At 45.3% G+C, this 22,896-nt stretch carries 20 protein-coding genes and 1 pseudogene; 14 read left to right on the top strand and 7 right to left on the bottom strand.

Annotated features, from left to right (window positions below; translation table 11 throughout):
* Positions 1–78 precede the first annotated feature (78 nt).
* The 3 genes and pseudogenes from dsbA to PTE_RS10300 all read right to left on the bottom strand — a co-directional run.
* A complete protein-coding gene (dsbA, locus tag PTE_RS10290; protein ID WP_036845963.1) occupies positions 79–702 on the bottom strand; it encodes a thiol:disulfide interchange protein DsbA in 624 nt (207 codons plus the stop codon).
* Between the two features lie 20 nt (positions 703–722).
* On the bottom strand, positions 723–1,715 hold the full coding sequence (locus tag PTE_RS10295) for a serine/threonine protein kinase (RefSeq protein WP_036845965.1): 993 nt from the start codon (positions 1,713–1,715) through the stop codon (positions 723–725).
* Between the two features lie 15 nt (positions 1,716–1,730).
* Positions 1,731–1,922 (bottom strand): annotated as a pseudogene (locus PTE_RS10300) (DUF1040 family protein); the annotation flags it as partial.
* A 228-nt stretch (positions 1,923–2,150) separates the two neighbouring features.
* On the opposite strand from PTE_RS10300, the gene mobA reads away from it, so the two are divergent.
* Both mobA and mobB read left to right on the top strand, forming a co-directional pair.
* Positions 2,151–2,741, top strand: a complete 591-nt coding sequence (gene mobA / locus PTE_RS10305; RefSeq protein ID WP_036845968.1) for a molybdenum cofactor guanylyltransferase MobA — start codon at positions 2,151–2,153, stop codon at positions 2,739–2,741.
* Positions 2,738–3,256, top strand: a complete 519-nt coding sequence (mobB, locus tag PTE_RS10310) for a molybdopterin-guanine dinucleotide biosynthesis protein MobB (protein ID WP_036845970.1) — start codon at positions 2,738–2,740, stop codon at positions 3,254–3,256. The genes mobA and mobB overlap by 4 nt, the downstream gene beginning before the upstream one ends.
* Positions 3,257–3,367: 111 nt before the next feature.
* On the opposite strand, the gene PTE_RS10315 is transcribed toward mobB, so the two are convergent.
* The 4 genes from PTE_RS10315 to PTE_RS10330 all read right to left on the bottom strand — a co-directional run bounded on the left by PTE_RS10315 (position 3,368) and on the right by PTE_RS10330 (position 8,578).
* Positions 3,368–4,759 (bottom strand): amidohydrolase family protein, encoded by a 1,392-nt coding sequence (locus PTE_RS10315; protein WP_036845973.1) that lies wholly within the window; start codon positions 4,757–4,759, stop codon positions 3,368–3,370.
* A gap of 395 nt (positions 4,760–5,154) precedes the next feature.
* A complete protein-coding gene (gene gorA, locus PTE_RS10320; protein WP_110742871.1) occupies positions 5,155–6,507 on the bottom strand; it encodes a glutathione-disulfide reductase in 1,353 nt (450 codons plus the stop codon).
* Positions 6,508–6,617: 110 nt separating this feature from the next.
* Positions 6,618–7,460, bottom strand: a complete 843-nt coding sequence (locus PTE_RS10325; protein ID WP_036845978.1) for a 23S rRNA (adenine(2030)-N(6))-methyltransferase RlmJ — start codon at positions 7,458–7,460, stop codon at positions 6,618–6,620.
* 599 nt (positions 7,461–8,059) lie between these two features.
* Positions 8,060–8,578, bottom strand: a complete 519-nt coding sequence (locus tag PTE_RS10330) for an Hcp family type VI secretion system effector (protein WP_021323277.1) — start codon at positions 8,576–8,578, stop codon at positions 8,060–8,062.
* A gap of 937 nt (positions 8,579–9,515) precedes the next feature.
* Here PTE_RS10330 and tssB point away from each other — a divergent pair.
* The 12 genes from tssB to vasI are packed head-to-tail and all read left to right on the top strand — an operon-like array spanning position 9,516 to position 22,893.
* Entirely contained in the window at positions 9,516–10,013 is a 498-nt protein-coding gene (tssB, locus tag PTE_RS10335; RefSeq protein ID WP_036845980.1) for a type VI secretion system contractile sheath small subunit, read from the top strand.
* 23 nt (positions 10,014–10,036) lie between these two features.
* Positions 10,037–11,515: a type VI secretion system contractile sheath large subunit gene (gene tssC, locus PTE_RS10340; RefSeq protein ID WP_036845982.1), complete on the top strand. Its 1,479-nt coding sequence runs from the start codon at positions 10,037–10,039 to the stop codon at positions 11,513–11,515.
* A 6-nt stretch (positions 11,516–11,521) separates the two neighbouring features.
* On the top strand, positions 11,522–11,962 hold the full coding sequence (gene tssE / locus PTE_RS10345) for a type VI secretion system baseplate subunit TssE (RefSeq protein WP_036845985.1): 441 nt from the start codon (positions 11,522–11,524) through the stop codon (positions 11,960–11,962).
* A gap of 2 nt (positions 11,963–11,964) precedes the next feature.
* Positions 11,965–13,809 (top strand): type VI secretion system baseplate subunit TssF, encoded by a 1,845-nt coding sequence (tssF, locus tag PTE_RS10350; protein WP_036845987.1) that lies wholly within the window; start codon positions 11,965–11,967, stop codon positions 13,807–13,809.
* Positions 13,773–14,825: a type VI secretion system baseplate subunit TssG gene (gene tssG, locus PTE_RS10355; RefSeq protein ID WP_036845990.1), complete on the top strand. Its 1,053-nt coding sequence runs from the start codon at positions 13,773–13,775 to the stop codon at positions 14,823–14,825. The genes tssF and tssG overlap by 37 nt, the downstream gene beginning before the upstream one ends.
* 5 nt (positions 14,826–14,830) lie before the next feature.
* Complete coding sequence (gene tagH / locus PTE_RS10360; RefSeq protein ID WP_036845992.1) at positions 14,831–16,117, top strand: type VI secretion system-associated FHA domain protein TagH; 1,287 nt, start codon at positions 14,831–14,833, stop codon at positions 16,115–16,117.
* Positions 16,117–16,683 (top strand): type VI secretion system lipoprotein TssJ, encoded by a 567-nt coding sequence (tssJ, locus tag PTE_RS10365; protein WP_071992969.1) that lies wholly within the window; start codon positions 16,117–16,119, stop codon positions 16,681–16,683. Before tagH ends, tssJ begins: the two co-directional genes overlap by 1 nt.
* Positions 16,684–16,685: 2 nt before the next feature.
* Positions 16,686–18,038, top strand: a complete 1,353-nt coding sequence (gene tssK / locus PTE_RS10370) for a type VI secretion system baseplate subunit TssK (protein WP_036845995.1) — start codon at positions 16,686–16,688, stop codon at positions 18,036–18,038.
* Positions 18,038–18,808: a type IVB secretion system protein IcmH/DotU gene (gene icmH / locus PTE_RS10375; protein ID WP_036845997.1), complete on the top strand. Its 771-nt coding sequence runs from the start codon at positions 18,038–18,040 to the stop codon at positions 18,806–18,808. The genes tssK and icmH overlap by 1 nt, the downstream gene beginning before the upstream one ends.
* A 10-nt stretch (positions 18,809–18,818) precedes the next feature.
* A complete protein-coding gene (gene tssH, locus PTE_RS10380) occupies positions 18,819–21,449 on the top strand; it encodes a type VI secretion system ATPase TssH (protein ID WP_036845998.1) in 2,631 nt (876 codons plus the stop codon).
* Positions 21,446–22,246, top strand: a complete 801-nt coding sequence (locus PTE_RS10385; protein WP_036846001.1) for a helix-turn-helix domain-containing protein — start codon at positions 21,446–21,448, stop codon at positions 22,244–22,246. The genes tssH and PTE_RS10385 overlap by 4 nt, the downstream gene beginning before the upstream one ends.
* The gene (vasI, locus tag PTE_RS10390) at positions 22,243–22,893 is read left to right on the top strand and encodes a type VI secretion system-associated protein VasI (protein ID WP_036846003.1); all 651 of its coding nucleotides are present in this window, start codon (positions 22,243–22,245) and stop codon (positions 22,891–22,893) included. The genes PTE_RS10385 and vasI overlap by 4 nt, the downstream gene beginning before the upstream one ends.
* Positions 22,894–22,896: the final 3 nt, after the last annotated feature.

The raw sequence follows: 22,896 nt of genomic DNA on the forward strand, positions 1-22,896 counted from the left end.
GAATTCTTTCTGACACGCATTGTGCCAAAGCTTCTCACTCCGGCACATGCTCATGTTATTCTATTTCAGTAACCAACCTTACTTCTGCTTTAACAGGAAGTTAACAACGTCTGAATATGATTTCGCATAGGTATCAGCAGAAGTTGCATCAATGCCATTATTTCTCACCATATATTTGCCATTAACAAACATTGCTGGTACACCCCGCAGTTGCAAGTCCTGAGCGGCTTTTTGCTGCTTAACCACTAAGGATTTCACAACAAAACTGTTCATTGCAGCATCATAATCTTCACCGGTTACTCCAGCTTTGATAAAGGTATTACGAATATCGGCCGGGGTGTTAATCGTCTGTGTTTTCTGAAGGCCCTCAAACAGTAGCGGAGTCACTTTATCTTCAACACCCATTGCCACTGCCACTGCCCAGGCCACAGTCAAATCTTTACCTAGTGGCCCTAGGAACTCCACATGATAACGAACGAAATTTGTTCCTTCCGGTAAATTCTGTTTCACAGTCTGCGGAACTTTAAAACTCTCTTCAAACTGATAGCAATGAGGACAATAGAACGAGAAGAACTCCAGCACCTGTGGTTGATTTGCCACAGGTGATTTCAGTTCAACATACTGTGTTCCTTCGGTAAAACTAGCAGCAGAGGCACCAAATGCCATCATCATTCCGACTAAAGCTAACCAAAACTTTTTCATAAATATCTCCATGATAAACATTAATACATGGGGTTAAGCTGCAAAGGGGATTCTTGTAACAGCTTAATCTGCCCAGCAAAAAGTGACGTCTGTTTTAACCAAAAATCGGCATCTGTCATCCAGGGGAACGCTCTGGGAAAAGCAGGATCTTGCCAACGTCGGGCAACCCATGCCAAATAATAGACCATCCGCATAGCACGCAATGATTCTATTAATGACAACTCCCCAAGGTCAAAATCCGTAAACTCACCATAAGCTTCCAACAGAGTATCCAACTGTAATAGCTGCTCTTGACGGGAGCCATGAAGCAACATCCATAAATCCTGAACTGCCGGACCATTACGCGCATCATCAAGATCAACAAACCAGGCTTCGTCACGCCACAGGATATTACCTGGGTGGCAGTCACCATGAAGCCTCAATATTTGCCAATCGTCGCGCCAATTGGATTCTACAGCGTTTATCAGATCATCCAATACAGCCAAAAATTGCACTTTCTGTACTGAAGGAACTAACTCACATGCAGCCAAAAACTGTCGCGGCTGGTGCAAATACTCATTTAACCCAATAGTTGGGCGAGAGGTAAATTTTTGCCGACGACCAATCTGATGAATTCTACCTAACAAACGACCCACATCTTCTAACTGAAAGAGATTATCAGATTCATATTGGCGGCCACCGATACTTGGGAAAACAGCAAAAAAGAAATCCTTAAAAGTCAATAAAGTTTGCTGATCAAACACCAAAGGCGCGGCCACCGGCAAATCAGCCTGTTGCAGCGCCAGGGAAAAATCATGCTCTTCCTGAATCTGTTGCCGATCCCAGCGCTGTGGCCGATAAAATTTTACGACATAACGTTTACGATCTTCATCTGTAAACTGATAAACACGGTTCTCATAACTGTTTAATTCTGTCAGCCCAGAATCTATGTATAGTCCGGTCTGCACCAATGCATCCATAATCAAATCCGGTGTTAATTCCCGGAAATTAAAAGCAGACTGGTTTGTTAGCACATTCTATTCTCTTGATTAATCTGTAATAACGCCACGGGCGCACAATAACGCAGTTTTAAAATCTGCTTCGTGATCCTTTTTCAGCCCCGGAATTTCTCCTGTTGCCTCAGCATCACGCATTTTCAAGTGATAAATCAAAATATCATCGGTCAACTTAGATAATTCACCAAAAAAGCCCGCTTCTTTCGCCAACTTCTGCAAAAATTCAGCCGGTGATATTTCATACCAAATTCCTTATAAACAAAATCCTATACAAATTAACAGGGATAGCCGCACAGAGAAAGAATTGCTCTGTCAATAAGCGTAAAGATTGTTATTTTATCAGCGAGTTATCCGGTGATCTTATCTGAAAAACGTTTGGTGAAGCCCAAATTACCAAGCTAAAAAAGGTTATATTAGCGGGCAATAACCGTCTTAGCTGATAGATTGAACATTATGCAACCAAAAATAAGCGGTGCGATCCTCGCAGGAGGCCGTGCTACCCGCATGGGCGGCCATGATAAGGGGTTAATTCTCTTAAATAGAATACCGCTGTACCAGCATATTGCGAATAAGCTGTTGCCACAGGTAGATGAATTAATCATCAACGCCAACCGTAATCTGGATATTTACCGACAAAGTTGTGATCAAGTTGTTCCTGATTTGACACCAGATTTCTCTGGACCACTGTCTGGAATGCTGGCAACCCTAAAATCAGCCAGTCACGATTGGGTTGTGTTTGTTCCTTGTGATGTACCGGACTTTCCCCCTAATTTAGTTACTCGTTTATGGCAGGGAAAACAACAGGCATTGGCAGCCTATGCAGATGATGGCAATCGTGCTCATCCTACTCTCGCTTTGCTGCACTGTAGTCTGTTCTGTCAATTGGAAAATTATCTGGCTAATGGTGATCGCAAACTGATGCTGTTTATGCATAAGGTTGGCGCAATAGCCGTTCAATTTGACAATAATCCAGCTACTTTTGCCAATCTGAACACACCAGAGGATTGCCGGAATTGGGAATATATGCAAGAGACCAAAAAATGAGTACAAGACCTCTTCCACTGCTTGGCATCACGGCATACAGCAGTACAGGAAAAACCACGCTTCTCAAAAAAGTGATCCCATTATTGCGTCAACGGCAAATCCGGGTTGGTCTGATAAAACACACTCATCACGATATGGATGTAGATAAACCGGGCAAAGACAGTTATGAACTGCGCAAAGCTGGCGCAGAGCAAACACTGGTCGCCAGCCAACAACGATGGGCATTAATGGCAGAAACACCAGATTCACAGGAATTAGATTTGAGCTATCTTGCCAGTCGCTTTGATCCAGATTCACTGGATCTGATTCTGGTAGAGGGATTTAAGAGTGAGCCAATCAATAAGATTGCCTTATACCGCCGTATTCTTAACCATCCATTAAGTGATCTTCTTGATCAATATGTCATTGCTGTTGCCAGTGATGAAAAAGTAGAGACTCTTTTACCACAACTGAATATCAATCAACCTGAACAAGTGGCTGACTTTATTGTGGCGTGGCTGAATATGGAACACTAAGTCATTTCTGCCTATGATCCATCACGAATGTGAAGACAACTGGAACACAGGCAAAAGATCAAAAACAACTTTTAATAAGGGAATGACCAACCGGCTGTACTCTTTTCTGGATCAGACCCTAACCACCGAACCAGCCACCAGTCGCCCCTGATGGAACGTTGCCTGACGGGTAGGCAAACGTGCCACCGCCTCAGCAGAACAACTCGCAGCCACCAGGACAAAGTCAGCTTTATCACCCACTTGAGGCCAAATACGCTGTCCTTGGTCGTTAAGCGGCAACACACCTCCTGTAGCAATAGCCATAGAGCGGGAAAGATGAAATTCATCTGAACCACGGTACAATTGCGCATACAAATTAGCCTTCTCCAACATGTCACCAGTGCCGAATGGCGACCAGTGATCAATCACACTGTCAGTACCCGTCATGATAAACACCCCTTTGGCTCTGAGTTGCGGTAACGGCATCATCAGGCTGCCGATCGGGACTGTGGAGGCAATAGTGATCTGCTGCTCCGCTAAACGGGAAGCGGTTTCTGCCAGTGTGCCCTCGTCCAACGTGGTCAAGGCGAAAGCGTGGCTAATAGTAACCTTACCTCGCAAGGCCGGTATATTCTCCACCGTATCAATCATGTAGTTGATAGCAGCAACGCCCTCCGGGCTAATCTCATGCAGATGAATATCTACACCGACGTTATTATCAAGCGCAATCTGGAACATAGTATCCAGTGATTTTTCCATCGCAGCATCCACGTTAGTCGGATCCAGCCCGCCAACGTATTGCACGCCCATCTGGATCGCCTCGCGCATCAGCCCTTCCACTTTGGAATGCAGTAAACCGTGCTGCGGGAAGGCAACAATTTCGCAAGTGAAATCATCACGGTGATTTTCCAAAGCATACTGTAAATGTTCCAGGCTTTTCAGACCACTAACCGGATCGATATTGCAATGGCTGCGTGCCACCGTACTGCCTTTAGATTGCAACAGGGCAATCAGGCTCTCCGCCCGCTGCTGCGAAGTAGGTAACAGTTTGGGGATCAGAGTCTGCTCCAGGGCAATCATATCCATAATGGTTTTACCCTGGCGCGGCCTCGGCGCCTGCCACGGACCACTGTAGAAAGTTTTATCCAAATGGATGTGCATATCGCGGAAAGCGGGCAACAGCAACTGATCCTGTGCCTGATAGCATGGCTGATTCGTGTTAAGCGGCATACCGGAAACATGGATAGCAACGATCCTGCCATCTTTGATTTCCAACGTATATAATGCAGTACGGGTGCCAATCACCGTATCGCCGTCATACTCAAATCCCTCTTCCAGCAGCACATCACTTAGGTAGTAATGACGATCAGTAAGAGTAGTCCGCATCTGTGATACCTCGGCTACGACGGTTGACGGCACTGCCTGTGCGATCCCGCCGGTCAGGGAAATCGCCGCGCAAACAGTGGTGAGCTTACCAGTTTGACTGAGAAAAGCCCTACGGCTTTGTTGTTGAAGTTTTTTCACATTCAATCCCTTTTATTTGATCCACCTGAAAAAAATTGGCTAAATCTAACCTTCTGAGGAATATTGCCCAGAATTTAGAACATATATAAGAAGGTTTTCAACAACATCACCGCATTATCACAGCTTACTCTCGGGAAATTGTTCTGTAGAAATTATAGAAAGCCAGATAAGTCATAGAAGGGATAGATTTCATAACAGTTTTGCTGAGATTTTCTAAAGGAAGCTTCTAAATTTACGCCGAGACGATCCCAGGAGTTTGATAAGGTTTTCCAATCCCACCTTTTGGTAACCCAATCACCTCCCCGCTCCCCTTTAAGAAAAAGGCCGGATAAAACCGGCCTTTAAACGTATTTTCCAGAGAGAAAAGATGTATAGGTGGATTTTTGACAATATTATTACCGCATCGTTACAAACTCTTCCGCCGCAGTCGGATGAATTGCAACCGTGTTATCAAAATCTTTCTTAGTTGCTCCCATCTTCAATGCAACAACGAAACCTTGCAGCATTTCATCCATTCCAAAGCCAATACCATGAATGCCGACAATCTTCTCTTCCGGCCCGACACACACCAGTTTCATCCGGCATGGCTGACGATGTTGAGTGACAGCGGTATACATTGCAGTGAAAGAAGAGTGATAAGTTTTCACCTGATCTTCACCAAACTGCTCTTTTGCCTGAGGTTCAGTCAGTCCTACAGTACCAATCGGCGGATGGCTGAATACGACAGTTGGAATATTAGTGTAATCCAGATATTCTTCCGGCTTATTATTAAACAAGCGTTCAGACAAACGACGACCAGCTGCAACTGCAACAGGCGTTAATTCCACCGCACCAGTGTTATCACCTACTGCATAAATACTTTTCACATTGGTGTTCTGGTACTTATCAACCTTGATGTAGCCTTTTTCATTCAGTTCAACACCGGTTACAGACAGATTCAGATTATCCGTTGCCGGTTCACGACCAATAGCCCAAATCAAGGTATCAACGGTTTGTTCTTTGCCATTTTGCAGTTGCAAAGTCAGGCTACCATCCACATTTTTAATCACTGCTTTCGGCACAGATTCAGTATGCAAAGTGGGCCCTTCGGTATTGATAACTTCCAGCAGTGTTTCAACAATCATCGGATCGAAAGTACGCAGAGGTGCATGCTGACGCACAAATAGATGGGTTTCACTGCCAAGTGCGTGCAATACGCCTGCGATTTCCACCGCAATATAACCCGCACCAACAACCGCAACCCGTTTTGGCATCTCTCCCAATTCAAAAAAACCATCAGAATCAATACCATATTCTGCTCCTGGTACATCAGGACGTACAGGACGGCCACCTGTTGCAATCAGAATATGATCTGCGGTTATTTTCTCGCCATTCACTTCAACGGTGTGTGCATCAACAAAATGGGCGAAACCCTGGATCACATCAACTTTATTATTACCCAAACCACGTTCATAAGATTGATGGATACGATCAATATAAGCAGTACGACTAACAATCAGTGTCTTCCAATCAAAGCGGTTGACAGTGGTATCAAAGCCGTAATCCGGCCCGTACTGGTGGATAGACTCAGCAATTTGCGCCGCATGCCACATCACCTTTTTCGGCACACATCCCACATTAACGCAAGTTCCTCCCAATGCTTTAGCCTCAATCAGGGCACATTTCTGTCCATACATAGCCGCACGGTTAATTGATGCAATACCACCGCTGCCACCACCAATTGCTATATAGTTGTAATGTTTACTCATTTGGATCGTTTCCATCTAATCAGTGTAAAGGGTCAATACCCGAAAGCCTATTATGGCAAAAAGTATCAATCAGTTGTGATGGTTCTGGCTCTCACTGCCATTGCTGAAAGTTATTCTGGTGCAATCCATTTAACCAATGTGTGGCCTGTTCCTTCCGGCACCAGAGCCTTATGTAACCACGGCAATACCGATTTCATCTGCTGTTCCAGCTTCCAGGGAGGATTAATTACGATCATGCCAGAGGCGGTCATTCCCCGTTGATCACTATCAGGCCGGACAGCCAGCTCAATTTGCAAAATTCGGCGAATACCGGTTGCTTCCAAATCTCTAACCAAGCGTTTGATCTGCTGGCGTAATACCACCGGATACCACAACGCATAAACACCGGTCGCAAAACGTTTATAACCTTCCTGAATTGCCTGAACAACCGCCTGATAATCAGATTTCAGCTCATAAGGAGGATCAATAAGGATAAATCCACGACGGCTCTGAGGTGGCAATTGTGATTTTAATTGCTGATAACCATCTTCACGCACAACCCTGGAACGGTTATCACGGGAGAACTCATTACGTAATAAAGGAAAGTCACTCGGATGCAATTCGGTCAGTCCGAGTTTATCGTTCTGCCGTAGCAAATGGCGGGCAATTAAAGGCGATCCCGGATAATAGCGTAAATTGCCATTCTGATTCAGCGCAGTCACTGCACTTATATAAACTTTCAATTCTTGTGGTAAATCCTCACGCTGCCAGACGCGGGCAATCCCCTCCAGATACTCACCGGTACGTTCAGCGCGTTCAGCGCTGAGTTGATAGCGACCAGCACCAGCATGAGTATCCAAATAGAGAAAAGGTTTTTCCTTTTCTTTAATAGATTCAATGATCAGGCTTTGTACAGTGTGTTTCAGCACATCGGCATGATTACCGGCGTGAAAGCTGTGACGATAACTTAGCATTAGGTTTTAGATCCCAGAGCAGAGAATAGATTACTTGCCAGTATGGAATACCTGACAACTAAAAAACCATCCCAGTAGATGAGATAGATGGTAAGACATCATTATAGCCCCATTAGCGATAAAAATGGCAGGATCCTGAATATCAAACTCAGAAAAGCAATCTTGTCATATTCATTAACGTTTAGGATAGGTAAAACATTTTGTCAGGATAAAATATGATATTCAAGAAAGTGCTGCTACCTGCGTTCTCACTGTCAATCATAAAAAATACTTACATACCATAAATAAGCAAAAGTTGTAAAATCAAAAAACAAGACATTAAACTATCACTACAATCAAGAAAAATGGCTAAAGTAAAAGCATAAATAAAGTGGACAAAGGAAAGAAAAATGGCTGAGTATTATCGGAAACATTTAGTAATATCGTTAAATAGTACGTGTAAAAAATAGAAAAGAAAAAGAAGCAGAGAAAGAAAAGGAAAAAACAAAAGAAACTGAAAGAGATTAAAGGTGGTTATTAATAATACTCAATTTTAATAAAACAACTAAGCTTTTCAGCCAATGAAAAGTATTCCATTGGCTGAATGATTATATTACCTATCAGGCAACAATAGGTGCGCGCCAATCATCTGCGCCAGAAGTACCTGCGGTTGTATGTTCCCAGTTAATCTTACGATAAGACAGAGAAACACGAACCAACTGAGTAAATTCAGATTTTGTTGAATCCTGACAATGAGGCATTTTGCAATCAATGTCGATAATAGTGGCATCTTCCAACTGAGTTGTGAAGAAATGCTCTTGTTTCCCTTCAACAGAAGTGCGGTACCATTTCAATTCCACATTCGTCAGCATTTCACCAGAAGCCAATGCGTTATAAAGCAATGGCACCGATTTATTTAATGCAACTGTAAAACGGAATGGCTTATGAGCACGCTGACCAGAAGGCTGACCTGATTGAGGATCAGTTGGAACGGTAACTACATGATCAAATGCCTGAACCAGCATTTCATCTTCGTGCCCTTGAACATAAATATTACCTACTGATTCAGCAGTGAATGAACCAGCGGTAATATTACCCTGGGTTTTTCCAGTGATGGAAATATAACATGGAGTCGGCATGAAAATATCCTTTAAGAAATTGTGTCAACATATTTAAGGTAGCGCTCATATTAATTTCAATAGTAACTATTTCATTTTGAAAAAAATCACTTACAAATGTATGAACGCTGAAATGAATAATAAATACCAAACAGCTCATTTCAAAATAAAATCTAAATTGCAAAATAGCTTTCCCATCACCAACAAATAAAAATATTATAATTTTCACAAAAAATAAAAATAATATCAAAATTAACTAAATTATTAGAATAATTAACTGATATCAATAATTCCCCCAATAGAAACAACACCTAATGTATATGAAAAATAAGGATTTAAATAAAATCAAGAAAAATTATCTTTTGATCAATTAAAAATTGAGAAGTAGATCAAAAAATTTAAATTATCCACCTGGTTAATAACGAGAATAATATTTCCAATATGAAATTAATTCTAAGATGTAAACAAAAAATACACTTAGAAACACTTTGTTACACAATGAAACAAAAAATAATCAAAAATTTATAAATACCCAGAAAAATAGCTGCTAATATTACTATATTGGGGGAATTGACAAAGAAATGGTTTAAGAAAAAATCAAAACGTAAATTATTGCAAAGTATAATAAAATCATCAAAAAGCCGAATAGAAGGGTATATCTGCCGATGTTTTATCTTTACAATAAAAAAACAAAATGCGACACTCTACTTTGCAGAGCTGTCTATATTGATGCTATTGCTCGATGAGTAAGAATATTCTGAATCTGTATTTGTCTATATACTCATACAAGTCGACTTACTACCCAATTCAATGCAGTTAATCCTCCAGTTCTTTAAATCAGGAGGGATTTTTATGTTATCCATCACATAATAGGTAGGTAGCAGGGGCAACTCTCTCATCAATATTGCCATCAAATAATTCCTAATTGCCTAAATTGTATTACCCGAAGGATTTTAATATGAATAAAAATAGTCCAGGCAGTGTAGCACCGAAGGAAAGGATTAATATCAAATATGTTCCTAATACCGGTGATCAAGTAGCTGAAATCGAATTACCACTTAACTTACTTATTGTCGGTGATCTTAAAGGGACGAAAGAAGATACGCCAATTGAAGAACGCCAGGCTGTTTCTGTGCACAAAAATAACTTTAATTCCGTGATGAATGAAGCAAACATCAATCTCACGTTTAGCGTTCCTAATCGTCTCAATGATGATAGTGGAGATGACCTGCCAATTAACCTGGAAATAAAATCACTAAACGATTTTTCACCCGATAACGTGGCAAAAAAAGTTCCTGAATTAAACAAACTTTTGGAGCTGCGTGAAGCGCTTGTCGCACTAAAAGGACCGTTAGGAAATATTCCAGCATTCCGCACCCGCTTACAGGAATTACTGGGTGATGAGAAAGTCCGCGAACAACTTCTAAAAGAACTTGAAATCGTCAATCAAAAGTAATTGACTGGAAAGGAGTTTTTAACATGTCCTTGCATGAAGAGAGCAGTACAACATTAGCCCCAGGGTCTACCACCTCTTTGCTTGACGAGATTATGTCTCAGGCAAGAATGACGCCGGAAAATGACGGCTACCATATAGCAAAACAAGGTGTTGCGGCTTTTATCAGCAGCATCTTGGGTACAGGTTCTAACGAAGAACCCATCAACAAGCTCGTCGTTGATAGAATGATTGTTGAACTTGATAAGACACTGAGCACTCAAGTCGATGAAATCATGCACGCCAAAGCGTTCCAGGAGCTGGAATCATCATGGCGTTCACTGAAATTGTTGGTTGATCGCACAGATTTCCGTGAAAACATCAAAATCAACATCATCCATGCCACCAAAGACGAATTACTGGAAGATTTTGAATTCTCACCAGAAATCATCCAATCAGGCTTATACAAGCATGTTTACTCAACGGGTTATGGCCAGTTTGGTGGTGAGCCGGTTGCCGCAGTTATCGGTAACTATGCGTTTAGCAATAGCTCACCCGATATCAAACTGATGCAATACGTCAGCGCGGTTGGTGCAATGGCTCACGCGCCATTCCTCTCCTCTGTCGCGCCTGATTTCTTTGGCATCAGCAGCTTTACAGAACTGCCAGCAATTAAAGATCTAAAATCCGTCTTTGAAGGCCCGGCTCACACCAAATGGCGTGCTCTGCGCGAATCTGAGGATTCACGTTATCTCGGCTTGACAACACCACGCTTCCTGCTGCGTCTGCCATATTCAACTATTGAAAACCCAATTAAAAACTTTAACTATCAGGAAGATGTTAGCAAAGATCACGAACATTTCCTGTGGGGTAACACCGCGTATCTGCTGGCATCCTGCCTGACTGACAGCTTCGCCAAATATCGCTGGTGCCCAAACATTATCGGCCCGCAAAGCGGTGGTACTGTCAGCGATCTACCCGTTCATCTGTTCGAAGCAATGGGACAAATCCAGGCCAAGATCCCAACAGAAGTTCTGGTTACCGATCGCCGTGAATTCGAATTGGCTGAAGAAGGTTTTATCACCCTGACAATGCGTAAAGGCAGTGATAACGCCGCATTCTTCTCTGCCAACTCAGTTCAGAAGCCAAAAGTATTCCCGAACACCCGCGAAGGGAAAATGGCTGAAACCAACTACAAACTGGGTACTCAGCTGCCCTATATGTTCATCATCAACCGCCTTGCACACTACATCAAAGTGTTGCAGCGCGAGCAGATTGGTTCCTGGAAAGAGCGTCAGGATCTGGAACGTGAACTGAACACCTGGCTGAAACAATACATCGCCGACCAGGAAAATCCACCAACAGATGTCCGCAGCCGTCGCCCTCTGCGCTCCGCCCAAATTCAGGTTTTGGATGTGGAAGGAGATCCAGGCTGGTATCAGGTAGCAATGCAAGTTCGCCCTCATTTCAAATACATGGGAGCCAGCTTTGAGTTGTCACTAGTAGGGCGTTTGGATAAGGAATAATTAGTCATGGCTGCGCTGTACAGTTGGAATAGAGAAGGCTCTGCCAGCTTGTTTGAGCGTATTCAGGGGAAGAACTCGGGTTCTTCCCGCCAGTCAAGAATGCGTGAGCTACTCAACTCCATCAGACGGCACCTGAATAATGTTCTCAATACCCATCCGGGTGCTTGTCAGAGTGCGGTTAATCTTGGCGTTATTGATCTCAATGACGCCACAACCACCGCAACTGACTTTAAGCAAAGTATTGAACAGGCAATAGAGCATTGCATTAGAAATTATGAACCAAGAATATCATCAGTCTCTGTCAGTGCAATCCACGATGATAGTGATCCGCTGCTGTTGAGTTTTCAGATCAGTGCCCGGGTTTCCCTGGATGATATTAATGATGTCGTTGAATTTAACATTCAACTGGATAACAACCGGCGTTATTGCCTAGAGCGGACTCAATAAATATGTCACTTGAAAAATACTTCAGAGAGGAATTGGATTACCTGAGACAATTGGGGAAACAAGCCGCAATTGAACATCCTCACCTCGCTTCATTTCTGTCTGAACAAGGCTCTGACCCGGATGTTGAGCGTCTGTTGGAAGGATTTGCATTCCTTGCCGGTAACTTACGGGCAAAAATTGATGATCAGTTCCCCGAACTGACTCATGGGTTACTGCATATGCTATGGCCAAACTATCTGCGGCCAACACCCAGCATGACCATTATCCAGTACACACCCGATGAAAGCACCGTCACACAAGCTACACAGGTTAAGCGCGGAACTCAAATCCAGAGTTGCCAGCTAGCAAATGATGATGACGAAGACGATAAAAATATTTTCTCAAGCAGTACCGACCCAAATAAAGCAGAAAAAGACAACCGCTGTACTTTCACTTTATGCCGTGATGTCTGGCTGTTTCCAATGTCGATCAAGGACATTTCCGTCAATAACAGCAATGAGCAAGGTGTTATCGGTCTGAATTTTACCTCAAAGACAGAACTCAGCTTACAAGGGCTGCAACTTGATAAGCTGCGTTTTTATCTGAGCGGCGATGGTTACAGCAGTACACAACTCTATTTTTGGCTTAGCTACTACCTTGAAGACGCAAAACTTATCGTAGGCGATACCATCATTTCATTGCCGGATTTTGATGTCGTTCCGGTTGGTTTTAACCGGGAAGATGCTCTGTTGCCTTACCCGAAAAACTCCTATATGGGTTATCGCATCTTGCAGGAATACTTCTGCTTTTCTGAAGGGTTTCTGTTTTTTGATATCACGGGTTTCCCCAAGTTACCGACCGATCTTAAAGCCAGTGATTTCACGCTGAATCTCTATTTCTCAGAAGCAATTCCACCGGAAGTTAAAATCCGTCAGGATACCTTCCGGCTGCATTGTGTGCCGGCAATTAATCTCTTCCCAATGGATAGCGAAGCTATCCGATTGGATGGCAGCCAGGCGGAATATCCATTAAGAGCCAGCTATAGTCATCCTGATCGCTACGATATTTTCTCCATTGATAAAGTGGAAAGCAACCTGCTCAATCTTGACGGTAAACCCAACCGCACCGGTGGTGAGCGGGTCTATGTACCATTTGAAAGTTTTCATCATCAAATTGAGCACGAAAGCGAACTCAACACCCGCTATTTCCGTATCAGGGTCAAAGAATCCCCTTTCCGTAAAGGGCTTGAGCACTATCTCTCTTTCGTACGTGGCGATGCATCACAGTTACTGAAACTGGAAAGTAACGAAAATGTCTCTGTCAAACTGACCTGTACCAATCGCGAACTGCCACTGCAACTACGGGTAGGTGACATTAATTACCCTTCACTGGGCAGCCCGTCATTTGCATCATTTCGTAATATCACCCGCCCATCCGTCCCACTTTATCCATTGATGAGCGGTAAATATCACTGGTCACTCATTTCCAATATGTCACTGAACTATATGACATTACTGGATAAGGATGCCCTGAAACAGGTACTGAGTACCTACGATCTCCCCAGCATACATAACCGGCAGTCATCGCGGTCATCACAGAAACGACTGGACGCAATTGAACGACTTGAAACTCAACCAATAGACCGCCTATTTAAAGGACTTCCTGTACGTGGATTGGAATCAACATTGTATATCCGGCAACAGGCTTTCAGTTCTGAAGGGGAGCTCTACCTATTCTGCAACATACTGTCACGCTTCTTTGCATTATATGCCAGCGTTAATTCCTTCCACATGTTGAAAGTGATCAATTTAGATAATCAGGAATGTTATGAATGGCCGGAACAAATAGGTCAACACGCGTTGATGTAACAGGAAAAAATTCGCCGGAAAATCTGGTGCCGGATGTCTCAAAATACAACTTTTATCAATTGGTTGAGTTACTCAACCAATTGGCGGTAGCGTGGGAAAAAACGGGGCAAACCAACCGCCCTGACCGGGAAGCAATCAGTTTCAAATCCAGTGCAAGCCTGGCTTTTCCAACCAGAGATATTGCCTCTGTGAAACGTACCGAACAAGGTCGTTTTCAGGTGGAAGTCTCTTTCCTTGGATTACATGGCAGCCAGTCGCCTATGCCTGGTTACTACCTTGATTCACTGGCATGGGAGGAAGCTCAGGGCGAAAACCGGCTGACTGATTTTCTGAATATTTTCAATCACCGCTCAATCATCATGCTTCATCAGATCTGGCGGAAATATCGCTATTACATCTGTTTTGACAAAAACGGAATGGACGATTTTTCTCAACGCATGTTCGCTTTGGTTGGGCTTGGCAGTGATGTAAACCGTGCTCATTTAAATATCAATCATAGCAAAATGTTGGCCTATGCTGGCCTGTTAGCCAGCCCCGGTCGATCACCGGAAGTCATATGCAGTTTGGTTTCACACTGCTTTGATCTGCCGGATGTTACCGTGCATAGCTGGCAGATTAGGAAAATCGCCATTGGACCATCACAGCAAAACCGTCTGGGTGGAAAATTGAAATTAAAAGGTCGAAAAAAAGAGATTGAACAGTCCGTCATAGGCGAAAACTTTTTCCTCGGTTCATGGGTGAGAAGTTGCAATAGTAAATTCATGGTATGTATCAACGATCTATCCCGTGAACACTTTCTGTCATTTCTACCGGACGGAAAAAATTTCCTGCCACTGGTGATGTTTATCTGCTTTGTCCTGCGAGATCAATTGGCTTGGGATCTGCGTCTTGGACTGGCCGAAAACCAGGCAGGCGGCATGGTTCTTGGTACGAAACAAAACAATAACCTGGGGTGGACCAGCTTTCTCGGCGAGCCGGAAAAGAAACCCTTTATCACAATTTCAGTTGGTGGATAAAGACGATGGAAAAACAACAGCCAACCCTTTCATTACGCGTGATCAACAGTGATCAACTGGAAAGTGGTAAATCTGCCAGTTGCCTGTTCTCCACTCAAGGCGGCACAATCGGCAGCAGTGAAAGCCATCTTTGGTCTATTCAGGATCAGAAAGGCAATATCAATCCATCACAATTTACTATCCAATGGCGTGATGGCGCATTTTGTCTGCAAATGATCGACGGCCCTCTGTTTGTGAATCAATCACCACTGACCTCTGGTACCGGCTTCATCCGACTACAACAAGGGGATGAAATTACCGTCGGTAAGCTGGTGATCAAAAGCCATATCAGTTTTTCTGATGCAGATCGGATTGATCCAATGATGGTATCACCGGAATCACTCGTTTCCAGCTATAGCAATCCACTGGATGCCATGATGGAAAAAGATCCCGCCCAAGACACCACTTACACCGATCACCGTTCTTTAGCACCAACGATTAACCACGATTTTAGCCATGATCCACTTAAAGTTCTTGACAGCGAAAATCTGACCACACTGGACCAAACCCCAGTGAGTAACGAAATAACCCAGAGCCTGCAACAAGGCCATTACAACACCCCATTATTCTTCTCTCCCCTCTCAGACAACAGAGGCAATGCTATGGATCGGGATTTTGTTGATTTACCGAGTATCTCTTCACCTTTAAGTGAACAGTATCAGGACATGGAACAGCAGCATGTCGCTATCACCCCCCTGATGCGAGGGTTGAGCACACAATTACCTTTGCATAACAGCCAACAGGCCAACGACTTTCTGGAAGAAATGGGTAAAACCATGAAAGCGGCGATTGAAGGTTTACTGGCATTGCAACGTGCACAGCATGGTCTGCGTGATAAACAACTACGCCCTATCGAAGATAACCCACTGCGGCTCAATATGGATTACAACACCACCATGCAAGTGATGTTTGCGGATCAAAAAAGCCCTGTACATCTCTCTGCACCATCAGCTGTCACTGAAAGCCTGCACAACCTGCAACTGCACTATCAGGCTAACCGGATCGCGATCACTGCCGCATTGAACACCATGCTGGATGCTTTCTCACCAGAGCACCTGCTCAACCGTTTTGCCCAATACCGTCGCAGTAATGAAACACAGGAGAAAGACGCAACCTGGGCGTGGGAAATGTACACCAGTTACTACCACGAACTGGCTTCCAGTCGCCAGCAGGGATTCGAAAAACTATTTAGTGAAGTCTATGAACAAGCTTATGACCGCGCTCTGCGTCAGGGTTTAGAGGATAGCCAGTAATGAAACGCTCCGGCGGTAATACCTCATGGTTCGGTAATCATACCTTATGGCTTGTATTGCTGGCAGCGCTGATGTTAAGCGGTTGCAGCGGTGCATGGCAGGCAACGAAGAAAGTCGGACAAGTTGTCTGGGATCCATCGACTCCGGTTGGTCAACCTGCGGATTTACCTTCCACCGCAGCGATCACGTTGCTGGCGGAGCCTGATATCAATCCCAACAAAAATGGCGAACCCACTCCGGTTGAGATGCATCTGATCTATCTCAGTGAAGATTCCCGTCTGCTTGCCGCTGATTATGGTCAGCTTGAGAGCGACAAGCTGGATAAAGCGCTGGGGAAAAATTACATCGACCATCAGGATTACACCTTACTACCGGGGCAGTACAAACCGTTGCCAGTCATCCCACTGGAAAAAAATAGCCGTTACATCGGCGTCATCGTTCGTTATGCCGATATTAACCAATCGGAATGGAAAAAGGTCATCCGTGTAAAAGACACAGGACAGCAATACCACATTCTGGTGCACATCAGAGCGAACGAAGTTGAACTTAGAAAAGAGGAGCAATAATTATGTCAGGTAAAAATCGGGTGATTTGGCGCGAAGGATTATTTATCAAGCCACAACACTTCCAACAACAGCAAAAGCATAATGACTATCTGGCTCACAGCCGCCTGGCAACCTTAACCAGTTACGGTTACGGCTTCAGTTCCCTGACTATTGACAAAGATCTTCTCGCTCTGGGGCGTATCGGTATCACCGAAGCCAGCGGTATCATGCCGGATGGCACCGTGTTCTCCATTCCTCACCAAGATGCCACACCCCAACCACTCGATGTAGCGAATCTTCACGATAGCAACAGCAAAAATATCTACCTGGCACTGCCAATAACCAACGACACCCTCAATGAAATCTCCCATTCGGAATCTAATCAGGCCGGGGCCGTACGCTACCGTGAACATACGGCTGATATCCGTGACCTGCACACCGATGGCGGTGATGTCAGCCAGCTCATGCTGGCACAATTAACACCGGTTTTGAAACAGGGCTCAGAGGATCTCAGCGCATTCTCTTTGCTGCCGCTATGCCAGATAATAGAAAAGCTGCCGACCGGGACTCTCATACTGAATGAAGAATTCGTACCAACCTGTACGTCGATCAATGTTTCCAACCGGTTAAAAGTCCTCATAGATGAAATAGATAGAGCACTGACAGAACGAGGCAGATCACTCGCTGATCGGATTGGTTCACCTGGTCAGCAAGGAGTAGCTGATGTGGCTGAATTTATGATGCTCCAGTTAGTTAACCGGGTTCAGCCATGGTTTACCCACTACGCCAGACAATCCATTCTGCACCCACAAGATTTTTTCACTCAGTTGATCCAAACCTGTGGTGAGCTAAGAACATTCACGGCTGAATCGCGTCAAGTCGGCGATATACCGAATTATAATCACGATAATCTGACGAAAACATTCAAGGAAACCATGATCCCCATGCGCGAAGCGCTGGGTGTTGTCCTGACCCCGCGCGCGATCCCGATTAAGCTACAGACTCAATCAAATGGCATCCGGGTGGCAAACATTCATGATCGTGATGTATTGACCAAAGCGGATTTCATTCTGGCTGTCCGCGCACAGATGCCACAAGATCAATTACTCCGCCAATTTTCTCAGCAAACCAAAGTCACATCGTTGGAAAAAATCCGCGAAAGGGTCAGCGTCCAGTTGCCTGGCGTGGGACTGGTCGCACTTCCTGCGGCTCCACGTCAATTGCCTTATCACGCTGGCTACACCTATTTCCGTTTTGATCAACAAGGCACGGCGTGGCAAGAGATTCTGAAAGGCACCACCATTGCCTTCCATGTTTCGGGGGATTTCCCTGGATTAGACATGCAATTCTGGGCGGTCAGCAATGGGAGTGACTAATGAAAGCCGAAGCCATTAATGACAACCCGGCACTAACGCCGGAAGTCACTGATACTGTCTTGCATCGTCAGTATCAGTTACCGCTGCGCGGAGAAAGCCTAAATCCAATGATTGATGCCGCCACACCGCTGCTTGGCATGGTAATGCGAATGAGAGACATGGGTGATCAGCCACTGCCGGACCAACTTTACCAACAGGTCGTGACCGATATTCAGGCAATCGAACAATTTCTGCAAACTAAAGGTTATGAACCGGGCGCGATTGTCTCTTTCCGCTACATGCTCTGTACCTTCATTGACGAAACCGCACTGGGACATGGCTGGAACAGCAAAAATGAGTGGTTACAACAATCACTGCTGGTGAGATTTCACAATGAAACCTGGGGCGGTGAAAAAGTCTTTCAGTTGCTGGAGCGTCTAATGGGTGAACCTAAGCGCTATCAGCATCTGCTGGAATTTATCTATCTCTGCTTCTGCCTTGGCTACCGTGGCCGCTACAAAGTGGCTTCGCAGAAAGGTGATGATTTTGAACATTTATTCCGCCGGTTACACCAACAACTGCACACGCTGCGGGGCGAAGCGCCAGCAACCATTCTGCACAGTAACGCTAACGAGCGTGATGGCCGCTACCGACTGGGTAAACGTCTGACCATCAAACACCTGTTCTGGAGCGGCACGGCGCTGCTCGCCGTGGTTTATGGCTTCTATGCTGTCCGGCTACACAGCCAGACCGAAAACATCTTACAACAGCTAAATAATTTACTGAGCTAGGAAAGAACCGATGATCCAGATTGATCTACCCACATTAGTTAACCGCTTAAATCCGATGACCCGGCACGCTCTGGAAACGGCGGCAGCGCAGTGTGTCAGCCAGCAGCAACCTGAGATCACTGTCTCTCAGCTACTGCTGCAAATGATCAACACACCTCTCAGTGATGTCAGAGCGATCTTCAGCCAAGCCGAGGTAGACAGTGACTTGCTGAAAGAACAGCTTGATCAAATGATCCCTCACCATCAAACGATGGTTCAAGCCTACCCCAACTTCTCCCCGATGTTGGTGGAGTGGTTACAGGATAGCTGGCTGTTAGCATCAACCGAAATGCAGCATCAAGAATTACGCAGCGGTGTCATGCTAATGACATTGCTGTTCAGCCCGTTACGCTATCTGACACCGCAATCCGCTCGTCTTCTGTCGAGAATAAATCGCGAATTGCTGCGTCAGAATTTCACCCAGTGGACTGCCGGCTCTGCCGAACAACCTGTTGTGGAGAACGATAAAAATGGACAAGGAAAAACCGTTGCCAACAGTGACAGCCTACTCGCCCGCTTTACTCAGAATATGACAGAACAAGCCCGTCAGGGAAAACTCGATCCGGTTCTGTGCCGTGACACCGAAATCGACCTGATGATCGATATTCTCTGCCGTCGCCGTAAAAATAACCCAATTGTGGTGGGTGAAGCGGGCGTGGGTAAAAGCGCACTGATTGAAGGGCTGGCTTTGCGCATTATTGACAACCAGGTGCCGGAAAAATTGCACAACAGTGAACTGATGACACTGGATCTGGGCGCGTTACAAGCAGGTGCCGCGGTAAAAGGTGAATTTGAAAAACGCTTCAAAGGCATCATGAGTGAAATCAGCCAGTCATCCGTACCGGTTATTCTGTTCATTGATGAAGCCCACACGCTGATTGGCGCAGGCAATCAACAGGGCGGACTGGATATCTCCAACTTATTGAAACCCGCTCTGGCGCGTGGTGAACTAAAAACTATCGCCGCAACCACTTGGGGCGAATACAAAAAATATTTCGAAAAAGATGCCGCCCTCTCCCGCCGTTTCCAATTAGTCAAGGTGGCCGAACCCACAGCGGAAGAAGCCATTATCATCATGCGTGGCCTGCGGGCAATTTATGAACAGGCTCATGGCGTCTTGATCGATGACGAAGCACTGAAAGCCTCTGCGGTATTAAGTGACCGTTACCTCTCCGGTCGTCAATTACCGGATAAAGCGATTGATGTACTGGATACCGCTTGTGCACGTGTCGCCATTAATCTGACTGCCCCTCCGCGTCAGATTTCCGCACTAAAAAACCAGCACCACCAGCAGCAAATGGAATCGGATGTGCTGGCAAGGGAACAACGGATGGGGTTGAACCAACATACTGACAGACTGGATGAATTACGGCTGCAACAGCAAGAAACAGCAGAAAAACTGGCTGAACTGGAAGCCAGTTGGCAGCAGCAGCAACAACTGGTTCAACAAATCATTAAACTGCGCCGTCAGCTATTAACGGATGAAACAACCGATGAACATGAAACATCTGAGGAAATAGTGACTGAAGAGCTGATTGCAAAACTGGCTGAACTTAACCAACAATTAGAACAGTTACAACAACAGCAAACACTCATTTCCCCTCATGTGGATAAAAACCAAATTGCGGCGGTTATTGCCGAATGGACTGGCGTTCCCCTTAACCGCCTATCGCAGAGTGAGCTTTCCGTTGTCACTGAACTGCCAACCCATCTGGGACAAAGCATCAAGGGGCAGGATCTTGCCATCAAATGTCTGCACCAACATCTGTTGACTGCCAGAGCCGACTTGCGCCGCCCCGGTCGCCCACTGGGCGCTTTCCTGCTGGTCGGTCCAAGCGGTGTCGGTAAAACTGAAACCGTTTTGCAAATTGCGGAATTAATGTTCGGTGGCCGTCAATACCTGACCACCATCAATATGTCTGAATTTCAGGAAAAACACACAGTTTCCCGCCTGATTGGCTCACCTCCGGGCTATGTGGGATATGGTGAAGGTGGCGTACTCACCGAAGCTATTCGTCAAAAACCTTACTCAGTCGTCCTGCTTGATGAAGTGGAAAAAGCCCATCCAGATGTACTGAACTTGTTCTATCAGGCATTCGACAAAGGTGAACTGGCCGACGGTGAAGGCCGGGTGATTGATTGCAAAAACGTTGTCTTCTTCCTGACCTCTAACCTGGGCTATCAAACCATCGTTGATAACGCTGATAAACCGGAAAAGATGAATGACCTGCTCTACCCTGAATTAGCGGCTTTCTTCAAACCGGCGTTACTGGCGCGAATGGAAGTAGTGCCTTATCTACCGCTGGGATACGACACCCTGAAAACCATTATCCAAGGCAAACTGACTCGCCTCGATAACCTATTACATCAACGTTTCCATGCCGAAGTCACCATCAGTGACGAGGTTATTGAAGAGATACTACAACGGGCAACCCGTGCGGAAAACGGCGCACGTATGCTGGAATCGATCATTGATGGCGCTTTGTTGCCGCCACTATCCCTGTTGCTACTGCAAAAAATGGCTTCCGGAAAACAGATCAGTACCATCCAGCTAGCTGTTGATGCACATGAATTCAACGCGGTAGTTGAGGAGATACCATGAAACAACGGCTGAAAAGCGCATTAGCGTTATTGGAAAATGACTCTATTGAGCAGCTGGTTCATCACTTTCTTCAAGTGAATCACCAACGCCAGCGTTTTGACGCCTTGCTGGTCTCTTTGCTTAACGTGAATGAAAGCCGTCTGGAATGCTACCGGCTACCAGCCCCAAACCAGATCAGTGCCCTGCAACTGGATGTCAATATTGGCGATATCAACCACCCGCTGGTACAAATCCTGTACAAAGGCACCCCCACAACCTGGAGATCACTCAATCAAGGAGTGCGAGTAGACAATCAAAACTTTCGCACCTTTATAGAAGAGCTGCCCCACCGCTGTGGTTTGCATGCCATCCCGCTGTTTAACTGCAACGGACAGGCGTGTGGTGTCATTTCTGTTTTCGCCGAAGATGTCAGTCGTTTTGCTGACGATAGCAACATGTTTTACATCTACTGCTATGTCATGCAGCACCGACTGAAAAGATTGCAGGAATTGGAACAGCTGCGTGAACAACTGCGCCAGATCCGCCAAGTCTTTCAGACTCAACGCCAGAAAGAAAGACAGCTTGATGAACTATTGGTTTCATTGAGCACCACAGCAGAAAACAAAACATCGGCCAGCGTCTCTCACGATTACAGCAAAATTGACAACTTGTCTCAGGCAATCGAAGAGTTTGAATGTGCAGTATTGATACAACGCCAGCATGTCTACGGCAACAATACCAAACAGATTGCTGAAAGCTTGGGCATTGCACCACGTACACTGACTTACAAACTGGCAAAATACAGGTGTAAATTATGAGTTTCTTGTTACTTGTCAGTTCATTAATCGCCTCTCTGACGGGCGCACCTGCTGATATTCGGCCAGCTCAGGAAACGACAACAGAGCCTCCACTCTCGGCCTTGTTGCAATGCCGCTCAGAGCCTTCACCGCTGATCAGGCTCGATTGCTATGACCGTCTATTGGATAAAGTGGATAACATTGCCGTTATACCGTTAGAAAAAACCGGCCCAGCCTGGAGACAGGCAATGGAACAGGAAATGAAACGAACTGATCATTCAACCGGTTTTATCACTACCCAATCCGAGGGAATACCGACCCGCGTCATACTCACCACACCTGCGATCGGTGTTCTGCCACCACGGCCGGTACTGATGCTGAGTTGTATTGATAACATCACCCGGATACAGGTCGCGCTAGCTAAACCACAGGACAGTGGTACAGTGATGATTTCGACTGACATAACCCAATTCAGCGCCGACTGGTTCTTACGTGAAAACGGCTACCTGCTGGAATCCAGCCGTGGACTACCCGGCATTGAACAACTTAAACGACTGATGACAGGCCACACCCTAACCATCAAAACCGGCAACGGAAGTCAGATAACATTCAACATTTCTCAACTGGAACAGGCGGTGAAACCTTTACGCACCGCCTGTCGTTGGTGATCC

Source organism: Photorhabdus khanii NC19 (assembly GCF_000517265.1).
GTDB classification, from domain to species: Bacteria; Pseudomonadota; Gammaproteobacteria; order Enterobacterales; family Enterobacteriaceae; genus Photorhabdus; species Photorhabdus khanii.

What these genes read in the sequence shown, in the direction of transcription:
- PTE_RS10330 (WP_021323277.1), bottom strand. Translation starts at nt 8,578, where the DNA reads ATGCCGACTCCATGTTATATTTCCATCACTGGAAAAACCCAGGGTAAT.
- tssH (WP_036845998.1), top strand. Translation starts at nt 18,819, where the DNA reads ATGATCCAGATTGATCTACCCACATTAGTTAACCGCTTAAATCCGATG.
- dsbA (WP_036845963.1), bottom strand. Translation starts at nt 702, where the DNA reads ATGAAAAAGTTTTGGTTAGCTTTAGTCGGAATGATGATGGCATTTGGT.
- tssJ (WP_071992969.1), top strand. Translation starts at nt 16,117, where the DNA reads ATGAAACGCTCCGGCGGTAATACCTCATGGTTCGGTAATCATACCTTA.
- tssB (WP_036845980.1), top strand. Translation starts at nt 9,516, where the DNA reads ATGAATAAAAATAGTCCAGGCAGTGTAGCACCGAAGGAAAGGATTAAT.
- PTE_RS10325 (WP_036845978.1), bottom strand. Translation starts at nt 7,460, where the DNA reads ATGCTAAGTTATCGTCACAGCTTTCACGCCGGTAATCATGCCGATGTG.
- tssK (WP_036845995.1), top strand. Translation starts at nt 16,686, where the DNA reads ATGTCAGGTAAAAATCGGGTGATTTGGCGCGAAGGATTATTTATCAAG.
- mobB (WP_036845970.1), top strand. Translation starts at nt 2,738, where the DNA reads ATGAGTACAAGACCTCTTCCACTGCTTGGCATCACGGCATACAGCAGT.
- vasI (WP_036846003.1), top strand. Translation starts at nt 22,243, where the DNA reads ATGAGTTTCTTGTTACTTGTCAGTTCATTAATCGCCTCTCTGACGGGC.
- gorA (WP_110742871.1), bottom strand. Translation starts at nt 6,507, where the DNA reads ATGAGTAAACATTACAACTATATAGCAATTGGTGGTGGCAGCGGTGGT.
- tssC (WP_036845982.1), top strand. Translation starts at nt 10,037, where the DNA reads ATGTCCTTGCATGAAGAGAGCAGTACAACATTAGCCCCAGGGTCTACC.
- tssE (WP_036845985.1), top strand. Translation starts at nt 11,522, where the DNA reads ATGGCTGCGCTGTACAGTTGGAATAGAGAAGGCTCTGCCAGCTTGTTT.
- icmH (WP_036845997.1), top strand. Translation starts at nt 18,038, where the DNA reads ATGAAAGCCGAAGCCATTAATGACAACCCGGCACTAACGCCGGAAGTC.
- mobA (WP_036845968.1), top strand. Translation starts at nt 2,151, where the DNA reads ATGCAACCAAAAATAAGCGGTGCGATCCTCGCAGGAGGCCGTGCTACC.
- tagH (WP_036845992.1), top strand. Translation starts at nt 14,831, where the DNA reads ATGGAAAAACAACAGCCAACCCTTTCATTACGCGTGATCAACAGTGAT.
- tssG (WP_036845990.1), top strand. Translation starts at nt 13,773, where the DNA reads ATGGCCGGAACAAATAGGTCAACACGCGTTGATGTAACAGGAAAAAAT.
- PTE_RS10385 (WP_036846001.1), top strand. Translation starts at nt 21,446, where the DNA reads ATGAAACAACGGCTGAAAAGCGCATTAGCGTTATTGGAAAATGACTCT.
- tssF (WP_036845987.1), top strand. Translation starts at nt 11,965, where the DNA reads ATGTCACTTGAAAAATACTTCAGAGAGGAATTGGATTACCTGAGACAA.